Consider the following 18,050-nt stretch of genomic DNA (forward strand, 5'->3'; position numbering starts at 1 on the left):
TCTTGCACTTCGCGGAGACAGCCTCTTTACTTTTAACTGAAATATTAAGCTAACATTTCAATCGCCTGGTGATTTCCCTGCTGCAATGCGAGATCTTTAACGGATAAACCCCTCACATCCAGAATACTAGTATCCGCACCCTCTGCCAGTAACAGTTTGACAAGCTCATTCCTGCCAAACATCGCCGCAAACATCAACGCGGTACCGCCGTTTCCGTGTTGCAGGTTCAAATCGGCGCCATTACTGATCAGCAGCCGGGCAATATCGTCGTAACCTTTGAAACTCACGCCCATCAAAGCGGTATTGCCGCCATGATCAGCTGCATTCACATCTGCGCCATGTTTCAGCAGAAGCGCTGCGGCCTCGTAATGATTGTTGTAACAGGCGATGATCAGCGGCGTATATCCTTTTTCGTCCTGCACATTCACCGATTGCCCTTTCTCAATGATTTCACTGATAACCGGCGCATTGCCCAGCCGGGCTGCGTGAATAAGTACTTTGTCAAGATTTTCCATGTTTAGTTCAATGTCGCTGTAATTTGCCATTGCGGCAGGGTGAATAAATATAAGCCCGCCTTGCAATTATCCTGCCAACCGATCTGCCCCGCTTCACTAGCCTTAACGGGCGGATAGATCAGAAGCTTTTCCTGTAATATTTAAAACCAACCTACAACGTGGTTTTTCATATTGGCCCCTATATGATGATTTAGCATCGGTCTGACGGAAGCGGTAAACCAGGTGGCAACGTTCCCGGTAACGTCTGCGTAAAAAAATAGGGATAATGTATTGTTCGCGTTCAAAATTGGCTTCAAATTCTCCCGGATCCGGAAGTCGGGAATTCGCCCGATCTGGTAAAAGTTACATTTTTCAATGGTATGCTCACGTATTTACCGTTACGATCTTCGTTTCGGTATTAGTGGCTAGATTTCAATTATATGAATTTTAAGAAGAGATATTTACTGATAATAGCTGCTGTTTTTTGGTTTTCAAATGCATTCGCGCAAAGCACAACAGCGTACAGCTGGACCAATCTGCCACAGATAAAGCAGCCGGTTTTTAAGAAGGATACCTTGCTGATCACCACTTTTGGTGCCAGGCCCGACGGTCACACTTTAAATACGAAGGCAATCAATGCAGCTATTGAGGCTTGCAGCAAAAAGGGTGGGGGTGTTGTATTGGTACCCGCCGGCTTGTGGATCACCGGGCCTGTGGTGATGAAGAGCAATGTAAATCTGCACCTGCGTGTCGCTGCGACCCTTCTTTTTACGCCTGACAAAACACAATACGCACTTACGGAAGGTTTTTATGAGGGAAAAAGTGCGGCGCGAAATCAGTCTCCTGTGTCAGGGATCGACCTTGAAAATGTAGCGATCACCGGCAAAGGTATCATTGACGGAAACGGAGATGCGTGGCGGGCGGTCCATAAAAGTCAGCTTACGGAAAGTCAATGGAAAGAGAAACTGGCTTCCGGCGGAGTGCTTAAAGACGATGGGAAAACGTGGTATCCAAGCGAGCAATTCAAGAAAGCGAGCGTGGGAAATAAGAGCATGCTGCTCACACCAGGTAAGTCCCCCGGGGATTTTGCGGATATGAAAGATTTCCTCAGACCTAACCTGATCGTATTCAATAATTGCCGTAAAGTGCTTTTGGAAGGAGTGACCTTCCAAAATTCAGCTGCCTGGTGCATTCATCCCCTCATGTGCGAGGATTTAACAATCCGTGATGTGCGGGTAAAAAATCCGGAATACGCGCACAACGGCGACGGAATGGATATCGAATCCTGCAAAAACTTCTTGATAGAAGGCTGCACGCTGGATGTGGGCGACGATGCGATTTGCATTAAATCCGGAAAAGACGAAGAGGGAAGAAAGCGGAATATGCCCACAGAAAATGGGGTGATCAGAAATAATATCGTTTACAACGGACACGGAGGATTTGTGGTGGGCAGCGAAATGAGCGGCGGAGCGCGGAATATCTTCGTTCAGAATTGCACTTTCATGGGTACCGATAAAGGCTTGCGTTTCAAATCGGTGCGGGGAAGGGGAGGTGTGGTGGAAAAGATCTATGCAAAAGATATTTATATGAAGGACATCGCGCAGGAAGCTGTGTTTTTCGATCTGTATTATTTTGTCAAGTTTGCTACCGACGGCGAGCGGGATATGCGGCCGGTAGTGAATGAAGGTACGCCGGTGTTCAGGGATATGCACTTTGAGAATATTGTTTGCAATGGCGCGGTAAAGGGCGTTTTTGTGCGCGGACTTCCTGAAATGCCTGTCAGTAATATCGTGATGGAAAATATGGTACTTTCCGCCGATAAGGGGATAGAACTCACTGACGCAGATCAGATTCGGTTCAAAAATGTGCAGCTGATCACGAAGGAAACGAAGCCTGTTGTTTTTATGGAGAATAGCAGCAACATCAGCCTCGATTCGATCAGGTACGATTTTGAAAGTGAAGTTCTGTTTTCAGTTTCCGGCGAAAGGAGCAGGAATATCACTGTGCAAAAAACAGACGTTTCGAAAGCGAAAAAGGTGAATGAATTTCAGAAAGGCGCACAAGAAAAAAGTCTGATCATTGATCCGGGAAAATAGTAATCTCCCAGGTATCGCTGATCAGACTTTGCTAATATCAGTTCAATAGTTATGGAATCGGCTCAAACTTGGTTACCACATTCGTGAGCGGACGTACTGTTTGCAGGTAGGCGTATATTGCCTTTAAATCGCTTTCCTTCATGCCGGCATACATGTTCCACGGCATTACGGTATTGAATTCTTTCGGGCCGACCCGGTGCGGCTTGTAGGAAGAGTCGGCGTATGTTTTAAAGCGTTTCACAAATCCTTCCTCAGTCCACGAGCCGATGCCGGTAGCTTTGTCGGATGTGATATTGGGAGAGCGCAGCGTACCGGTTGGTATCTTAAACTCCATTCCGCCGCCGAAATCGGTTCCTTCCACGCGGGCTCCTTTTTCCATTTTACTGTGGCATTCCACGCAGCTTGCAGCTGTAACCAGGTATTTTCCGTAGGCGATCTGATCGGTTTCTGCCGGCATTTTTGTGAAAGTTGCTTTGGAAGGCATCGTATTCAGTAAGATGCTGACGGGGAAATCTGCTACCGATTCGGGTACTTCGTTTTTCACGGGCTCCAATGTGCGCACGTAAGCAATAATGCTGTAAATATCTTCCTGGTCCATTTGTCCGAAACCGTGGTAAGGCATTACCGGAAACAATGCGTTGCCATTTTTGCTTACGCCTGTCGTAACCGCGCGGAAAATCTCACCGTCGGTCCAGTTGGCCAGCGCGTAGGGGGTAATGTTTCTCGCGTAAAAATTGCCTGGAAAACCCATCTCAGCACTGAACTTCTCGCCTCCGCCACCGAAATTTCCGGAAAGTGGGGCCGCAAAGTAATTCCAGTCGCGGGTCGAGTGACAATCCATACAAACGGAAACGTGATTTGCCAGATATTTGCCACGCTCGATCCGGGCAGGCGTTTTTTCAATCGTGAGCACCGGAGGTTCGCCTACATTGGGAAGCGCTGACTTGACATAAATACCGGCGCCGGCAACAAGGATAATGAGCAACAGCAGGATCACGCCGAAGATTTTGAAGAACTTTTTCATTGAGTAAATGAGGGGAAAATGGTTCAAGGTGTTAAAGGCGCGAAAATAGCAGCTACCTGAGTGCTAAGTGAATTATATGGAGAAAACTTAGTTAACGGATATTTGTATATGCATCGCCCGGATTTTCCCAAATTAGTTGCAACCCTTTTTAGTAACAGTGTGTCAAAGTCCCGGGTCTCATCTTTCACAGCTCAAATCATGCAGAAAATTTTCAGGTTGCTATCACTTGTCTTTATTGGTTTCGGTTGTGTAGAACCAACCGACAGTCCGCCCAACGGTGTTGACTTTACCGGTACCGGTTACCGGCCGATTTACTCCTCGCCGGATGAGCTTGCCAGAATTCAGATTGCGGGAGCGCAGCCCCTGGCTCAACCGGGCAAGATCTACCTTTTTGACCCCTACATTTTTATCAATGAGCTGGGAAAAGGGATTCATATTATCGACAATAAAGATCCTAAAAACCCTAAAAATCTGTCGTTTATAGCCATTACCGGCAATTACGATATTGCTGTGAAAGGCAACTGGCTCTACGCAGACAATGTTTCAAACCTCCTCGTTTTTGATATTACCGATCCACTTTCGCCCAAGCTTTCCAAGACAATCGCCGACGCGATTCCCCATAATAACTTTCCGCCTTTTCAGAATGTATATTTCGAATGTGTGGATACCAAAAAAGGCATTGTGTCGGGCTGGGAGAAAGTGCCTATGTCGGCTCAGCCTAAGTGTTTTAGATAAGAAATAAATTCTATTCGTTCGTCCGGCATTTTTTATTTTAAATATGAAAAAAATAATTCCGATCCTTTACCTGGGCCTTGCTGTTCTGGGGCTCTGCATGATCCTTACCTCCTGCAATGAGGGCAAGGATTCGTCACTCACTCCACAGACTGGTACCGGCGGCTCCATGGCCCGCTTTGCGATCACCGGCAACACACTTTATATCGTCTCAAAGCAATCGTTGGAGGTTTATAATATCACCGACGGTGCCAATCCGGTCAAGACGGTCACGAAAGATATGAGTATGGGGATAGAGACGATTTTTCCTTACAAAAATCACCTTTTCATCGGCGCAAACGACGGGATGTATATTTATAATAACAGTAATCCAGCCAACCCCGCATTGCTGAGCAAATTCACGCACGTGCAATCCTGCGACCCGGTCGTGGTGCAAAACCAATATGCTTACGTAACCCTGAGAAGTGGCGTGGTTTGCCGGCAGGGCAATACGCGCAGCTCGCTGGACATTGTCGATGTGAGCGATCCTTCCAATCCAAAATTGGTTAACTCACAAACCATGTCGTCGCCATACGGGCTGGGCGTTTCGGGTAACAAGTTATTTGTTTGCGAAGGGGAATTGGGATTGCGGGTCATGGATATTTCCGATCCGGAAAAGGCGGTAGAAACAAAGTTTCACCAGGATATTCCGGCATACGATGTGATCGTCAGACCAAATCATTTAATCGTAACCGGCCAGAAAGGTCTTTTCCAGTATCAATATGATCAGGCAGACAAATTTGAACTGCTCAGCAAGATTCCTGTTTTATGAGAAATAGCTATTTGTTCGTCTTCGCTTTTTGTTTGATCCTTAACCGCGTTTCCGCGCAGGTGGATGCGCAAACTGCCTCGGACCACGTGATCATCAAATATTCGCCGCTACCTATGTTTGATTTTGACAACACGATCCAGGTCGGGGTCGAAATCCCATTAGGGAAAAGCGGGGTTACATTACAGCAGGATCTGGGTTTTGGTCGGTCCACTTTCAGCGCCTGGTACACCGAATCGGCCAATGTGCCGGATAAAACTACTTACAAAAGCAGGACCACGCTGAGATATTACTATTTTACGAAGCGGCGCGTAAGGGGATATTTTGGCGGTGAGTTTATGTTCAAACAGGTTGTGTACCGGCAAAATCAATGGGTAGGAATGGACTGCTCGGGTTTTGGCGGCTGCGGCTATTTCGAAAATAAGGATGTCCGCATTGCGCGGGTAGTAGGCGCGGGGCACGGAAAAATCGGCTGGCAATTTTATTTTCCCAGCCGGCTCACGATGGATCTTTTCGCCGGGATGGGAATGCGGAGTATTAAGGTACGGACATTGACACCCGGCCTGAACGATGCATTTGTAAGAGGTCCGGATGAATTCTGGGCATCCTCAACACCAGGCACGCGCGATTTTGTGCCGAGCCTGGTGTTGGGATTCCACCTGGGTATTGTGCTTGGGAAATTTGAAGATTGATATGACCTAGCTTCCCGAGTTCGCTTTTTTACCTGCGCTGTATTTCTTCTCCGCAGTTTTGGCTTTCTCGAAATCCAGAACAACACCATTAATGCAATAGCGAAGACCGGTAGGAGGCGGGCCGTCGTCGAAAACGTGTCCCAAATGCGACTTGCAGCGACCGCACATTACCTCGATCCGTTGCATTCCGTGGCTGTTGTCTTTTGCTTCAATGATCGATTTTTTGTTGATCGGTTCAAAGAAACTAGGCCAGCCACAACCGCTTTCATATTTCGCATCACTTTTGAAAAGGGCATTTCCGCAAACCGCGCAATAGAAGGTTCCGATCTCTTTGGAATGCTCATATTCGCTGGTAAATGGTCTTTCCGTTCCTTTCAGCCGCGCTACTTCATACACTTCCGGTGAAAGTACCTTCTGCCAGTCCTGATTACTTTTATTGACGGGAGCTGAATCGGTCCGCGAATACTCTGTCGCTTTTTTCTGGTCCGTTTGTTTGGAGGCCGACTGTCCGTAGCAGTTTTGAAGCAACAGCATCAACATCACCGAAACCGCTAGCACTACTGTATTTTTCATATTTGTTGATTTTGATTTTCCTTATATACGATGAAACGCCGCCCGTAGTTGACTTTGGCCAATACTATTGCAACAATTTTATCGGCGAAAAAGTCAAATGAATACGGAAAGATCTTTCACACCCAGCATTCTCGCATTGGTAAATCCTTCACCGAACGTTACCCCAACTGCGTGTCCCATTTCGCGGGCGCGGGCAGTGATGAATTCGAGGAACTCGGGTGTGGAAATATAGCTTTGCGGCTCGCCTTCCCCTCTATATTCGGGAATGTGAAACTGACTTTTGAATGCCCGCACAGCTTCAATTTTCTGATCGTGAAATGCGGTTATATCAACCACAAAATCAGGCTTTATATACCTGTCCTGCACTGCATGAAAGACTTGTCTCGGCCGCCAGGCTTCCTGTTCATTACCCAATGCATCATAAGTCTTCACCATTCTCAAACCAGAATAGAAACAACTGTCCGAAACCAGCTTACCGCCACGCCCATGATCTGGGTGCCGGTCGTCGATCGAATTGGTGATGACGATATCGGGCTGATATTTCCGGATAAATGGGATGATTGCCTTCTGATGTTCCTCGTCGTTTCGGAAAAAACCGTCAGCCAAACCCACGTTTTCCCTGACGGAAACGCCCAGGATAGCCGCAGCGTTTTTTCCTTCCTGAATCCGGCCTTCGGGTGTTCCCCGCGTGCCAAGCTCGCCACGGGTCAGGTCAATAATACCTACTGTTTTTCCCAAAGCGATTTGAGACAAAAGCGTACCGGCACAACACAGCTCCACGTCGTCTGGGTGGGCTGTGATGGCTAAAATATCCAGTTTCATAGTTGAGGTTATTTAATGCGGAGTTTCTGGCCGATCCGTAATGTAGCCCGCGCTGACATCCTATTCCGGCGTGCTATGGATGAAATGCTCACACCATAACGGTCTGCGATCGCGCCGAGGGTATCACCCGGACGTACTTTGTGAAGTACCGAGCGACTATAAGCAACAGGCGCCGCATCGCCTGACGCAAATTCACTTTTATTTGACTTACCACGTAAATGATTCCAAACGCTGCTTGTCAGCGTGAAGTGATCGGATTTGATCGTTTTATTATCCCAATCAAAAATATATCTTGGGTCGAAAGGGTTACCCTCATACCTGTTTTCATAATGCAAATGCGAGCCCGAACTCCGGCCGGTATTTCCTCCCAATCCAATCATTTCTCCCGCTTTTACCATCTGACCCGATTCAACCGATTGTTTCGATAAGTGGCCGTAAAGGGTTTCCAGACCATTATAATGCCTGATCACAATAAAGCGCCCGTAGCCAGATCCGTCCCAGGCTACAATACGGACCATTCCGTCAAAAGTACTGCGGACCGTATCACCCGTTTCCAGGTCAAGATCGGTTCCGTTGTGCCACCTTCCCCACCTGTAACTGAAATGCGAAGTGGTCGGAGTTTTCTCCATCGGCGTGGCCCATTTACGGTTCAGCGCTTCATTATATAAAGTAAGATCAACCGGTTCGTCAAATTCCAGCGGGTTCAAACCATAAGGATTGATCGTGCGCGCGTCCCAGATCACATAGTATTCGGCAGCTTTTACCCATTCGTCTCCAACTTGCAATGAATCAACTACCTCCACTACTTCGGTATCTCCTTCGTCGATGGTAGTTGTATCTTCATTGACTGTTGGATTGAGTGGTTTTACGGGTTCAAACTGGTTTTGAAATCTCAGGTTGGAAGTTTCTACCTCGTATTCATCCTCAGGCTGAGGAACGGCAGTTTTGCTTACAGGTCCTTCGTTGGCGTTGTTTCCGGACTGGTTAATTTTTGGGTTTCTTCTAAATTTACCTCGCTCTTGGGCTTGCGTGTTCCATGAAATCAAACACACCATCACTAGCAAACTTACAATAAGCTTTACTTTCATACTTAAAATGGGGCAGACTACACGCAAACGGAATAATGCGTGTAGTCTGGTTAAATTTTAGGGGTTGGGCAAATAATTAAGCTGTTGTTTCCTCGATAATCTCTTCCACTTCTCTTTCCATCAAAAATCTTTCAGCATCAAGGGCCGCCATACAGCCGGTACCGGCTGCGGTAATTGCTTGTCTGTAAACATTATCCTGCGCATCACCACAAGCGAAAACGCCTTTGATATTCGTGCATGAACTTCCTTTTACTGTCTGAATATAGCCGGTTTCGTCCATATGCAGGTATCCTTTGAAGATATCCGTATTAGGTTTGTGACCGATTGCTACAAAGAAACCAGTTACGTCCAGAAGTTGCTCCTCGCCGGTTTTATTATTTTTAACTAAAACTGATTCAAGACCTTCGTCTCCGTTCAGTTTAACGGTTTCTGTATTCCACAAAATCTCGATGTTAGGGAGCATTTCAACCCTTTTCTGCATGATCTTTGAAGCGCGCATTTCGTCGCGGCGCACCAGCAGGTATACTTTCCTGCATAATTTGGCAAGATAGCTGGCTTCTTCGGCAGCAGTATCTCCTGCGCCTACCACAACCACATCCTGACCCCGGAAAAAGAAACCGTCGCAAACCGCGCAGGCAGAAACTCCTCTTCCGTTCAGCCTGTCTTCGCCTTCAATACCCAGCCACTTGGCCGAGGCACCGGTCGAAACGATTACTGAATCGGCTGTAATTTCATGTTTGTTGTCGATGATAACCTTGTGAGGATAAGATGTAAAATCCACCTCAGTGGCCATTCCGTAACGGATATCCGTACCGAATCTCTTAGCCTGTTTCTCGAAATTGATCATCATTTCAGGCCCGGTAATACCGTCGGGATAACCCGGATAATTATCAACCTCGGTCGTAATAGTAAGCTGGCCGCCCGGCTGGGCGCCTTGGTAAAGTACAGGATTCAAACCTGCTCTGGCTGCATATATGGCGGCGGTGTAACCGGCAGGGCCGGAGCCGATAATTAAGCAGGAAACTTTCTCAGATGACATGGATAACGATAACTTAGGTAAATGACGCGTGTTAAATCTTCTTGAAAACAGATCGAAAACAGGAGTGTGCGAATTGGAGAAATGCCATTCAGGCATTCAATAACTACAACAAAGGCAGATGGACAAAAGTGCGAAATTTAAGCCCTTTATGCAAGTTTATCAGAGTATCCGCCACTCTATCCGCCTGTTTCTCTGACGGTTTTCATCCGAATCATTACCTGCAACCGGCTTGGTTTCACCGTATCCCCGCGAAGAAATGCGCTCGGTGGCAATGCCTGATTTGTGCAAATATTCCTGAACCGATTGCGCCCGTCTCCTGGACAGCTCCATATTTTCTCCGTCAGACCCCACATCATCGGTATGCCCGGAAATTTCGATTTTGATCGACTTGTTTCTCGTCAGGAAGTCGGCCATTTTATCAAGTTCCACCTTCGACTTTTCGTCCAGCTCATATTTGCCGGTTTGGAAAAAGATGTTGTTCAAGACCTCAGCGCGATCCTTTTCAATCGCTTCCAAAGGAATTTCCAGGTCTACAAAAGACACCGAGTCACTGACCGAAAACGAGAGGCTTTTGAAAAGGTAACCTGCTTTGGAAACATAAAATGCGTATTCGCCGCCTTTGTTTAGGACCGTCAAAAAAGAGCCCGTTTTACTGTCAGAGGAAAAGGCGCCTACTTTTTGTTGTGTTTTGAGGTCAAAAAGGTCGATTTCCGAAGCCAGCGGCCGACCCGTTTTTTTATCTGTGACTTTGCCTTTTGCGTAGCGCGCGGGCACAATGATATTCTGTAACGATTCGGGCACTTCGAAACTGTAAAGCAGCGAGCGGCCTTTGCCTCGGTCGGAAGTATCGTCGGTATAATAGGCAGTGCGGCCGTCGGAAGCGATGAAAAGCCCAACCTGCTCGGATGCGGTATTAATAGGATACCCCAGGTTTTTCGCCGCCGACCAGACCGTATCAATTTTTTGAGAAACAAATATGTCAAATCCGCCCATTCCAGGCAGCCCATTTGAAGCATAAAACAAAGTGCGGCCGTTGGCGTGAATGAATGGTGCATTCTCATCGTCGGACGTATTGATAGCGGGCCCCAGGTTTTTCGGCGCGCCCCATTGCCTTTTTTCATCCAGAACACTCACCCAAATATCCCGCTTCCCCTGCCCGTCTTTCCGCTCGGAGGCGAAATACAAGGTATGTCCGTCGGCTGACAACGATGGTTGCGATTCCCAGTCGCGGGTATTGACCTGCTGTCCAAGATTCACAGGCGCACTCCAATCGGAACCCTCTTTTTGGGAAATATAAAGGTCGCAGCTACCATAGCCGTCGGGTCGGTTACAGGCTGTGAAAACCAGCGTTCTTCCGTCGGCGGAAACACTGCACGTTCCTTCGTTATTAATGGTATTGATAGCAGGAGAAATTTCTTCGGGCGTATCCCAGCTGTCTTTTGAGCGCCTGGAAATGTAAATATTCTCGTCCCTGTTTTCGGTTAATCCGGTGAATATGAGCGTTTCATTGTCCGCTGTCATAGCCGGAAAATACTGTGTGCGCAGGAAATTGACAGTATCGCCCATTGATCTTTTCTCAATATTCAAAGGACTTTTGATCGCCTCGCGGGCAAATTTGGAAGATATAATAGATTTCTCCGCCAGGCGAGAGAGGCTGGATTTAGGAGGAAATAACTTGAATGCGTTCTCAAAAAAAACCTGAGCGGAATCGTACCGCTCAGATTGGAAGTAATATCTGCCCAGCCACTGGAACGCCGTCGCAGATTGTGGGGCGTCGGGTTTTATGGAAACAGCGGCAGTGTAATATTTTTTGGTGAGATCGGCATTGCGCTGCAAATCGTAGATCTGCGCCAGCCGCATATTGGTATCGTAGCTTTTTGGGTTTTCAGCCAGTACTTTTTCAAAAAGAATGATCGCCTCTCCCAGTTGCCGCTCCTGCCACGCTTTTTGAGCTTTATCAAAATTCTCGCGCCCCTTTTTAGACAATGTTGTTTCTTGTGCTACAAGGGAATATGATGCTGTGAAACAAAAAAGGATTACGAAAAAAACGGCCCGTCGCATTATGGAATGTTCATAAACTTATGGGTTTGTAACGACATTTTCCATTTCGGATTGTCTTTGATATAGTCAATAATCAAAGGCAGCATTACATCGTGCTTACTCCATTCGGGCTGCATCAGCAGCGTGCAACGGTCGGATACCAGCGCGGCGTGCTCTTCTGCGAAATCGAAATCACTTTTGTTGTAGATAATCGCTTTCAGCTCGTCGGCGTGGCGGTAGATATCCGGGTGCGGCGTTTTGAATTTTTTGGGTGAAAAACAAACCCAGTCCCAATGCCCGGTAAACGGATAAACGCCCGAGGTTTCGATATTGGTTTTAAACCCGGCCTGCTGTAATGCGCCGGTCAGTTTGTCCAGATTGTACATTAGCGGCTCGCCTCCGGTAATAACGGCCAGGCGGCCCGGGTACTGCAATGCACCATTCACAATCGAGTCAATGGAAAATCTGGGGTGCAGATTAGCGTCCCACGATTCTTTCACATCACACCAGTGGCAGCCCACCTCACAGCCGCCCAGGCGGATAAAATAGGCGGCGCGCCCACTATGCTGCCCCTCGCCCTGCAAAGTGTAAAAAGCCTCCATCACCGGAAGCGTAGTGGTTTCAATAGGTAAAGTCTCAGTTAACATTTTGCAAAGATACAAAAATCGAAACAGCCGTTTTATGTTAAACCCGCCAGTAGATTGTGTTGATATATAAGCGCTTTATTTTAAGTTTGTTACGTGCCCCTATTAAAACTATCAACGTTCATGAAGAAAACTCTACTCATCGTTGCTTTCGTGTTTTCATTTTCCTTCTCGTTTGCGGAGAAAATTCAGATTGTCAACTTCCAATCCTTACCTGCGAATATGCAGCTGTTTCCGCGTAATGCGAATAATGAAGCGGATATTACGATTTCCGGAAACGTGGAAGCCGCCGGCTATTCCTACATATCCGTTGTCAAATCGCGTGATGGCGCGCGGGTTGGTTACCATAAAAATGAGCTGAAATATACCGGCGAAAGTGGTGCATTCAGTGTCGTTTCTAAGATCAAATCTGAGCTTGCGGAGTATGCTTTTGAAGTGTATGTGTGCAAATCGGCGACAGATTCTACGCTGATCGTGAAGCGGGAAAATGTCGTTGCGGGCGATTTTTACCTGATCTATGGTCAATCCAATGCAGTAGCCTGGGAAGTGGACTATAAATACCGGAACGAATATTGCCGCACTTTCGGGACCGGCCCGCAGGGAAATAGTTTCGGGCTTTCAAATGAGATCAGTCCGCGTGTAGGGATTTTTGGTATTGAATTTCAGAGACGCGTAGCTGAAAAGTACGGCTTTCCAACCTGCGTGATCAACGGCGCACTTGCCGGCGCTTCCCTTGCCCAGCTCATCGACCGCAATCCAAACGACCACGCCGACGCTTCCAAACCTTACGGGGTATTACTCAGCTATGCGATGCAATCGGGCTTGCTGCCTGCATTGAAGGGGATATTTTACTGGCAGGGAGAAAATGAAGCTGCCTCACCGGACCCGCTGTCCTGGGCGCCACGTTTTGCACAAATGGTCTCCAACTGGAAGGAAGATTTTCCGATGATCGAAAAAGCATACGTTTTTCAGCTTCCCCTGTTTGGCGGCGGCGGTTACGACGACCGGATTGGCCAGTTTAGGGAAGATCAGCGACTTTTAGAAGAAAAATATCCGATTGTGCAACCATATGCCGCATTGGGCGCGCCCGGCTGGAATGGCTTTCACTACGGTTTGGAGGGTTATCTCAAACTAGGCCAGGAGCTGGCAGATATGGCCGGGTTTTATCATTATAAACAAAAAGAAAAGATCACTTCGCCCAGTCTGAAAAAGGCTTTTTACTCTACCAAAGACTCGACGGAGATCACTATGGTATTTGAGGATTACCAAAAAATGGTTTACCCTAATGATACATTAAATAACAATATCGAAGGCAGCCTGGAACCTGTTTCCAATTATTCGGTTAAAGATTTCTTTTACCTGAATGCAGAGTGGCAGAAATTGAAATCGGGTAGGGCCGAGGCTAACAGGATCATCGTGGAAAAAAAGACCACAGGGCCCGATTCGACTATCAAATACCTGCCTTCTAAATATCACTACGCGGGCTTGCTCAGTGCGCCGTGGGTTTATATAGGGCCTTTTTTAAGAAATGACAAGGGTTTCAGGGCATTGGCATTTCACCACAACAAAATTCATCCTTTTCCGGACCTGGGTAAAATCACACTGGCTGCGCGCGACGATGTCGGCAACGTGGAATTGACCTGGAATGAACTGCCGGGAGTAACTGGCTATATTCTCGAAAGGCATAGCAAAGCGGATTCCGCCGGCTCACACGAAATCCTGCATTTGCCACTGCAAGCTAGTTATGCTGATAAATCGGCGCAGCAGGGAGTGGAATATATTTACTCGATCCGGGGTGTAACCGAAAATGCGGAGTCGGCGATCACGAGCATTACGCACAAGAAAATGAGCGCGGATGTGCTGGGTACCGAGCTGCTGACTGCCGCTGGCTTCGATGTATTTCCAAATCCGGCTACGGCAGAGGTTAATGTAGTGTCGGCGCGGGGCGGTATCCAGACATTGGAGGTACTATCCGTTTCGGGTGCGAAGCTGAAAGAAGTACGTTATGATCAGCACGACTGGGCTATCCTTAATCTGGCGGGAATCTCGCAGGGCTCTTATCTGATCCGCATTCATACGGCGGCCGGCTCGGTGGTGAAACGAATCGTCGTCCGCTAACTTTTTGCTGATTTGCAATCGGCCAACATATCGGTCAATCGTGCTCTGAACTTTGCCCCATACTGGATTTAGTGGCATATTTGCGGCATGAATACTACACCAGTTCATCAGCAGGAAGTTATCTGCGCGCTGGCGACGCCTTCGGGAGTAGGTGCGATCGCGGTGATCAGGGTTTCGGGAGAAGGCTCGATCTCAATGGTTAACGCCATTTTTAAGGGTAAAAATCTGGAAAAAGCAGAGTCCCACACGGTACATTTCGGGACGATTTCTGACGGGACGGATATTATCGACGAAGTGCTCGTTACTGTTTTTAAAACCCCGCGGTCATTTACCAAAGAGGATTCGATTGAGATTTCCTGCCACGGTTCCGACTATATTATCCGGCAAATATTAAAGGTACTGATCTCAAAAGGCGCAAGAATCGCGAAGCCAGGCGAGTTTACGCAAAGAGCTTTTCTGAACGGACAATTTGACCTCGTCCAGGCCGAGGCAGTCGCGGATCTGATCGCGGCTGACTCGCAATCCAGTCATAAAACGGCATTGAACCAGTTGCGCGGCGGCTTTTCAAAAAAGCTGGCTGCATTGCGCACGGAGCTGATACATTTCGCTTCGCTGATTGAACTGGAACTGGACTTTGGCGAAGAAGATGTTGAATTCGCCGAGCGCGACGATCTGAGAAAGCTAATCGAGCATTTGCTGGAAACGATCGCCCCGCTGATTGAATCTTTTGATCTGGGTAATGCGATCAAGGAAGGCGTGCCGGTTGCGATTATCGGCTCGCCCAACGTTGGAAAATCCACATTGCTGAATGCATTGTTGAACGAAGAAAAGGCAATTGTGACGAGCATTGCCGGCACGACGCGCGATGTTATTGAAGATACGATGCTGCTTGGGGGCATTAAATTCCGCTTCATCGACACCGCCGGGATTAGGGAAACTGTTGACTTTGTCGAATCTATCGGCATCGAACGCTCGATAGCGGCGATGGAAAAGGCCGATATTGTGATCTTTTTGTTTGATAGTGAGGAGACTTTCAGGGATATCAAAGCCTTGTCTGAAACCCTTCCAGCAGACAAGCAGTTTTTGTTTGTATTGAATAAAATCGATATCGACATCGATAGCGCCCCCCGCCTTTATTTATTGCATGAAGAGATCATTGCAATTTCTGCCCAAACCCAAAGCGGCCTGGGCGCGCTGACCACCAAACTGATCGCCCTCGTTCACAAACAATCCGCTACCGACACGGTAGTAACGAACCTGCGACACTACGAACATCTCCAAAAAACCTTCAACTCACTGACAGACGTCATCAACGGGCTGACGCTAGGAGTGACAGGTGATTTTCTAGCCCAGGATATCCGCCTTTCGCTGCACCATTTGGGGGAGATTACGGGGACGATTGTGACGGATGATTTGCTGGATAATATATTTTCAAAGTTTTGTATCGGGAAGTAGCGTAGCTAAACAACTGCAAAATTCTGCAAACAACAGCCTCTAAAACAGAGACTTATCCAGTATTTTCTGTGCTTTGTTACAGGAATTTTGTGACGTTTTGTTTATATTTGTCCCCTATTTGTCACTGAACGATGAGGGTCGATGGGATAAGTGAAAACTGGAGAGATTACTTCGCTTACTTACTCTTAAAAGATCTTATTTACCGTTATATAGTCTAATATCACCCAATGAGCTCCGATATTAGCATCACGCGTATTTGCGAACATTGCAACAAAGAGTTGCAGCGAAAACACTATAACAAGGCTACGATTTCGCGCGTTATGTACTCTTAATGGTTATTGTTACAAATATGGACGCGCCATTTCATCAGCCTTTGCCCGGTTGTCATCGCGCTGAGTAATGTCGGCCCTTTGCAAAGCAGATTTTAGTGATTCTCTATCCAAATCCTGACAATACGCTGGCGCACCTGGTTGCTGTCTCCAAGATTCTGAAAGTGTGCCGCCATCAATGGCATCGAAACCAATTTCGTCAACGAGATCAATAACCGTCTGTTTTTGCTGCTGATCATCACCCGCAACCGACAATGCAATGCGGTTTGGGCTGCCAGCAGGAATTGCCTTTGAAGCCAGGCTTGGCGCGACGATGTTATTAAATGCCTTGATCACAGGATGCCCGATTACCTTCGCCACCCATTCACTGTCTGTCAGTCCACCCTGGATATCGGCGATCTGCCCGTCGCGTGAAGGGTAATAATTCCCGGCATCAACAATCGTGGCTTTCGACGCAGAAAGTAATTCTTTTGGAAGATTGACAATGGCCTTATTGGGAATAGCAATAATGATAAGGTCTTCTGCTCCTGCTGCTGCTTCCGTAGTCACAGCAGTTGCACCTGTTTTGGCAGCAATCTCGCCAAGTGATTTTGGTCCGCGCGAGTTTGCAATCATGACCTGATGTCCAAGCGCTGTTAAATACCCGGCCAATGTGCTTCCAATGTTTCCGGGTCCTATGATTCCTATTTCCATGATGTTTGTATTTAGTTTTTCTAATTAATTTATTTGTTTGAAACACGCGGATCAATTCCATACTGGTCCGGCGCGCCCAGATGTTGGCGCAGGGTTTTGCCTTCGTATTCCTTATGAAAAAGCCCGCGCTCTTGTAAAATGGGAACTACTTCGTCCACAAAAGCATCAATCCCGTCTGAGTTCACGTCTGGCGAAATCCAGAATCCATCGGCAGCACCAGCTTCAAACCACGCCTGCATATGATCGGCAGCTTCAATTCCCGGACCAACAATTACAGGATGATAATCGATCACACCGTGCGCCAAAATATCACGCAGAATCCATCCTTCTTTTGCAATCTTCAAAGCATGTGGTGCACGGGGATCATAACGAGACGGGCGGGCATCCTGCAACAGTTCTTTTGAAATTGGTTCATCAAGCCGGGTTGCATCAATTGGAATGCTAAGCATTTGCTGAAGATAACCGGCCCTTTGGCGGAATGAATGCGCTGTTAGTTGAATCCGGCGGTCGAGTGCTGCTCGTCTGTCTTTGGCGATGGTCGTCATCAGACCGGGAATGTATTTAATCTCGTCAGGATCACGTCCGTAACGTTTAGCAGCTTCCCTGAATGCATTCCGTTGGGCACGTGCATCTTCAATAGTAAATGCTGCGCCGATAACTGCATTGGCAAAACGCCCTGCCAATTCGTGACCATTAGGACTGCCGCCGGCGTGAAAAATAATGGGCTGGCCTTGCTCGGATGGCGGAATGTAAAGCGGTCCACGCGAGCCGACATACTTGCCCTGTAAATTGATGGGAAGGATCTGCTCTTTCTTAGCAAACTGGCCAGTCTGCTGGTTGTGCACCCACGCACCCCTTCCCCAACTTCCCCAAAGTGCCTGTATCAGTTGGACTGTCTCGTGCGCACGGCCATAACGATCTTCACTGGATGGAATTTTCCTGCCGTAATTGGCAGCAACATCATCGCCGCTTGATGTAATGGCATTCCAGCCCGCTCGGCCATGGCTCATTACATCGAGCGCTTTGAATTGCCTTGCCAGGTTGAAAGGCTCATTGAATGTAGTAGATCCCGTTGCAACCAGTCCGATATACTCCGTTTCGCGCGCCACAGCAGCCAGGGTCATCATTACATCCAGGTTGAAGGCAGGAGATTCGCTTTCTATATCTGTTATAACAGCGCCAGGGCCATCTGGTAAAAATATAAACTGAAATTTGCCGCGCTCAGCTGCCTGCGCCTGCTTTACACGCACATCAAAACTGGTGTAGCTTTCGGGATCTACTCTCGGCATACGCCACGCTCCGGGTTGAGAGCCATATCCATTCCCGAGATGAAGACCAATTAGCATCTGCTTGCTGATTCCCAAGTGCAAATCTGTTTTTTCTTTTAAAGAATCCATAGTGCT

General features: G+C 47.6%; 16 protein-coding genes. 6 read left to right on the forward strand and 10 right to left on the reverse strand.

The genetic code is table 11. From position 1 onward, the window contains the following. Positions 1-44: 44 nt before the first annotated feature. Entirely contained in the window at positions 45-515 is a 471-nt protein-coding gene (locus LZG94_RS06620) for an ankyrin repeat domain-containing protein (protein WP_310589852.1), read from the reverse strand. Positions 516-934: 419 nt separating this feature from the next. Between LZG94_RS06620 and LZG94_RS06625 the strand changes: the two genes are divergently transcribed. Continuing rightward, positions 935-2,590 carry a glycoside hydrolase family 28 protein gene (locus LZG94_RS06625; protein ID WP_233791148.1) on the forward strand — a complete coding sequence of 552 codons (1,656 nt, stop codon included), beginning with the start codon at positions 935-937 and terminating at the stop codon, positions 2,588-2,590. 49 nt (positions 2,591-2,639) lie between these two features. Here LZG94_RS06625 and LZG94_RS06630 read toward each other — a convergent pair whose 3' ends face one another. Then, a complete protein-coding gene (locus LZG94_RS06630; protein ID WP_233791149.1) occupies positions 2,640-3,614 on the reverse strand; it encodes a c-type cytochrome in 975 nt (324 codons plus the stop codon). 198 nt (positions 3,615-3,812) lie between these two features. On the opposite strand from LZG94_RS06630, the gene LZG94_RS06635 reads away from it, so the two are divergent. From LZG94_RS06635 to LZG94_RS06645, 3 genes are read left to right on the forward strand one after another with little or no spacing between them, the layout of a single operon-like run. After that, the gene (locus LZG94_RS06635; RefSeq protein ID WP_233791150.1) at positions 3,813-4,349 is read left to right on the forward strand and encodes a hypothetical protein; all 537 of its coding nucleotides are present in this window, start codon (positions 3,813-3,815) and stop codon (positions 4,347-4,349) included. A 43-nt stretch (positions 4,350-4,392) separates the two neighbouring features. Then, positions 4,393-5,157 carry an LVIVD repeat-containing protein gene (locus LZG94_RS06640; RefSeq protein ID WP_233791151.1) on the forward strand — a complete coding sequence of 255 codons (765 nt, stop codon included), beginning with the start codon at positions 4,393-4,395 and terminating at the stop codon, positions 5,155-5,157. Beyond that, complete coding sequence (locus LZG94_RS06645; RefSeq protein WP_233791152.1) at positions 5,154-5,846, forward strand: hypothetical protein; 693 nt, start codon at positions 5,154-5,156, stop codon at positions 5,844-5,846. Before LZG94_RS06640 ends, LZG94_RS06645 begins: the two co-directional genes overlap by 4 nt. A 6-nt stretch (positions 5,847-5,852) precedes the next feature. On the opposite strand, the gene msrB is transcribed toward LZG94_RS06645, so the two are convergent. The 6 genes from msrB to LZG94_RS06675 all read right to left on the reverse strand — a co-directional run bounded on the left by msrB (position 5,853) and on the right by LZG94_RS06675 (position 12,055). Continuing rightward, positions 5,853-6,419, reverse strand: a complete 567-nt coding sequence (gene msrB / locus LZG94_RS06650) for a peptide-methionine (R)-S-oxide reductase MsrB (RefSeq protein WP_215236469.1) — start codon at positions 6,417-6,419, stop codon at positions 5,853-5,855. A gap of 93 nt (positions 6,420-6,512) precedes the next feature. Next, a complete protein-coding gene (gene bshB1 / locus LZG94_RS06655; RefSeq protein WP_233791153.1) occupies positions 6,513-7,241 on the reverse strand; it encodes a bacillithiol biosynthesis deacetylase BshB1 in 729 nt (242 codons plus the stop codon). Between the two features lie 8 nt (positions 7,242-7,249). Beyond that, a complete protein-coding gene (locus LZG94_RS06660) occupies positions 7,250-8,329 on the reverse strand; it encodes a M23 family metallopeptidase (protein WP_215236467.1) in 1,080 nt (359 codons plus the stop codon). A 76-nt stretch (positions 8,330-8,405) separates the two neighbouring features. Then, positions 8,406-9,368, reverse strand: a complete 963-nt coding sequence (gene trxB, locus LZG94_RS06665) for a thioredoxin-disulfide reductase (RefSeq protein ID WP_233791154.1) — start codon at positions 9,366-9,368, stop codon at positions 8,406-8,408. Between the two features lie 159 nt (positions 9,369-9,527). Next, entirely contained in the window at positions 9,528-11,354 is a 1,827-nt protein-coding gene (locus LZG94_RS06670; RefSeq protein ID WP_233791155.1) for an OmpA family protein, read from the reverse strand. 74 nt (positions 11,355-11,428) lie between these two features. Further along, positions 11,429-12,055 carry a 7-carboxy-7-deazaguanine synthase QueE gene (locus tag LZG94_RS06675; protein ID WP_233791156.1) on the reverse strand — a complete coding sequence of 209 codons (627 nt, stop codon included), beginning with the start codon at positions 12,053-12,055 and terminating at the stop codon, positions 11,429-11,431. Positions 12,056-12,175: 120 nt separating this feature from the next. Here LZG94_RS06675 and LZG94_RS06680 point away from each other — a divergent pair, with 120 nt between their 5' ends. Together LZG94_RS06680 and mnmE are read left to right on the forward strand one after the other, a co-directional pair. Beyond that, a complete protein-coding gene (locus tag LZG94_RS06680) occupies positions 12,176-14,170 on the forward strand; it encodes a T9SS type A sorting domain-containing protein (RefSeq protein ID WP_233791157.1) in 1,995 nt (664 codons plus the stop codon). A gap of 87 nt (positions 14,171-14,257) precedes the next feature. Next, complete coding sequence (gene mnmE / locus LZG94_RS06685; protein ID WP_233791158.1) at positions 14,258-15,625, forward strand: tRNA uridine-5-carboxymethylaminomethyl(34) synthesis GTPase MnmE; 1,368 nt, start codon at positions 14,258-14,260, stop codon at positions 15,623-15,625. A gap of 341 nt (positions 15,626-15,966) precedes the next feature. Here the strand turns inward: mnmE and LZG94_RS06690 are convergent, their stop codons facing one another. Together LZG94_RS06690 and LZG94_RS06695 are read right to left on the reverse strand one after the other, a co-directional pair. Further along, on the reverse strand, positions 15,967-16,647 hold the full coding sequence (locus tag LZG94_RS06690; RefSeq protein WP_233791159.1) for an NADPH-dependent F420 reductase: 681 nt from the start codon (positions 16,645-16,647) through the stop codon (positions 15,967-15,969). A 29-nt stretch (positions 16,648-16,676) separates the two neighbouring features. Next, on the reverse strand, positions 16,677-18,044 hold the full coding sequence (locus LZG94_RS06695) for an NtaA/DmoA family FMN-dependent monooxygenase (protein WP_255700616.1): 1,368 nt from the start codon (positions 18,042-18,044) through the stop codon (positions 16,677-16,679). Positions 18,045-18,050 lie beyond the last annotated feature (6 nt).

The organism is Dyadobacter sp. CY343 (assembly GCF_021390335.1).
In the GTDB taxonomy this organism is placed as follows: domain Bacteria; phylum Bacteroidota; class Bacteroidia; order Cytophagales; family Spirosomataceae; genus Dyadobacter.

Excerpts from the sequence above, each read along its gene's own strand:
- LZG94_RS06620 (WP_310589852.1), bottom strand. The coding sequence starts at position 515 with ATGGAAAATCTTGACAAAGTACTTATTCACGCAGCCCGGCTGGGCAAT.
- LZG94_RS06625 (WP_233791148.1), top strand. The coding sequence starts at position 935 with ATGAATTTTAAGAAGAGATATTTACTGATAATAGCTGCTGTTTTTTGG.
- LZG94_RS06630 (WP_233791149.1), bottom strand. The coding sequence starts at position 3,614 with ATGAAAAAGTTCTTCAAAATCTTCGGCGTGATCCTGCTGTTGCTCATT.
- LZG94_RS06635 (WP_233791150.1), top strand. The coding sequence starts at position 3,813 with ATGCAGAAAATTTTCAGGTTGCTATCACTTGTCTTTATTGGTTTCGGT.
- LZG94_RS06640 (WP_233791151.1), top strand. The coding sequence starts at position 4,393 with ATGAAAAAAATAATTCCGATCCTTTACCTGGGCCTTGCTGTTCTGGGG.
- LZG94_RS06645 (WP_233791152.1), top strand. The coding sequence starts at position 5,154 with ATGAGAAATAGCTATTTGTTCGTCTTCGCTTTTTGTTTGATCCTTAAC.
- msrB (WP_215236469.1), bottom strand. The coding sequence starts at position 6,419 with ATGAAAAATACAGTAGTGCTAGCGGTTTCGGTGATGTTGATGCTGTTG.
- bshB1 (WP_233791153.1), bottom strand. The coding sequence starts at position 7,241 with ATGAAACTGGATATTTTAGCCATCACAGCCCACCCAGACGACGTGGAG.
- LZG94_RS06660 (WP_215236467.1), bottom strand. The coding sequence starts at position 8,329 with ATGAAAGTAAAGCTTATTGTAAGTTTGCTAGTGATGGTGTGTTTGATT.
- trxB (WP_233791154.1), bottom strand. The coding sequence starts at position 9,368 with ATGTCATCTGAGAAAGTTTCCTGCTTAATTATCGGCTCCGGCCCTGCC.
- LZG94_RS06675 (WP_233791156.1), bottom strand. The coding sequence starts at position 12,055 with ATGTTAACTGAGACTTTACCTATTGAAACCACTACGCTTCCGGTGATG.
- LZG94_RS06680 (WP_233791157.1), top strand. The coding sequence starts at position 12,176 with ATGAAGAAAACTCTACTCATCGTTGCTTTCGTGTTTTCATTTTCCTTC.
- mnmE (WP_233791158.1), top strand. The coding sequence starts at position 14,258 with ATGAATACTACACCAGTTCATCAGCAGGAAGTTATCTGCGCGCTGGCG.
- LZG94_RS06690 (WP_233791159.1), bottom strand. The coding sequence starts at position 16,647 with ATGGAAATAGGAATCATAGGACCCGGAAACATTGGAAGCACATTGGCC.
- LZG94_RS06695 (WP_255700616.1), bottom strand. The coding sequence starts at position 18,044 with ATGGATTCTTTAAAAGAAAAAACAGATTTGCACTTGGGAATCAGCAAG.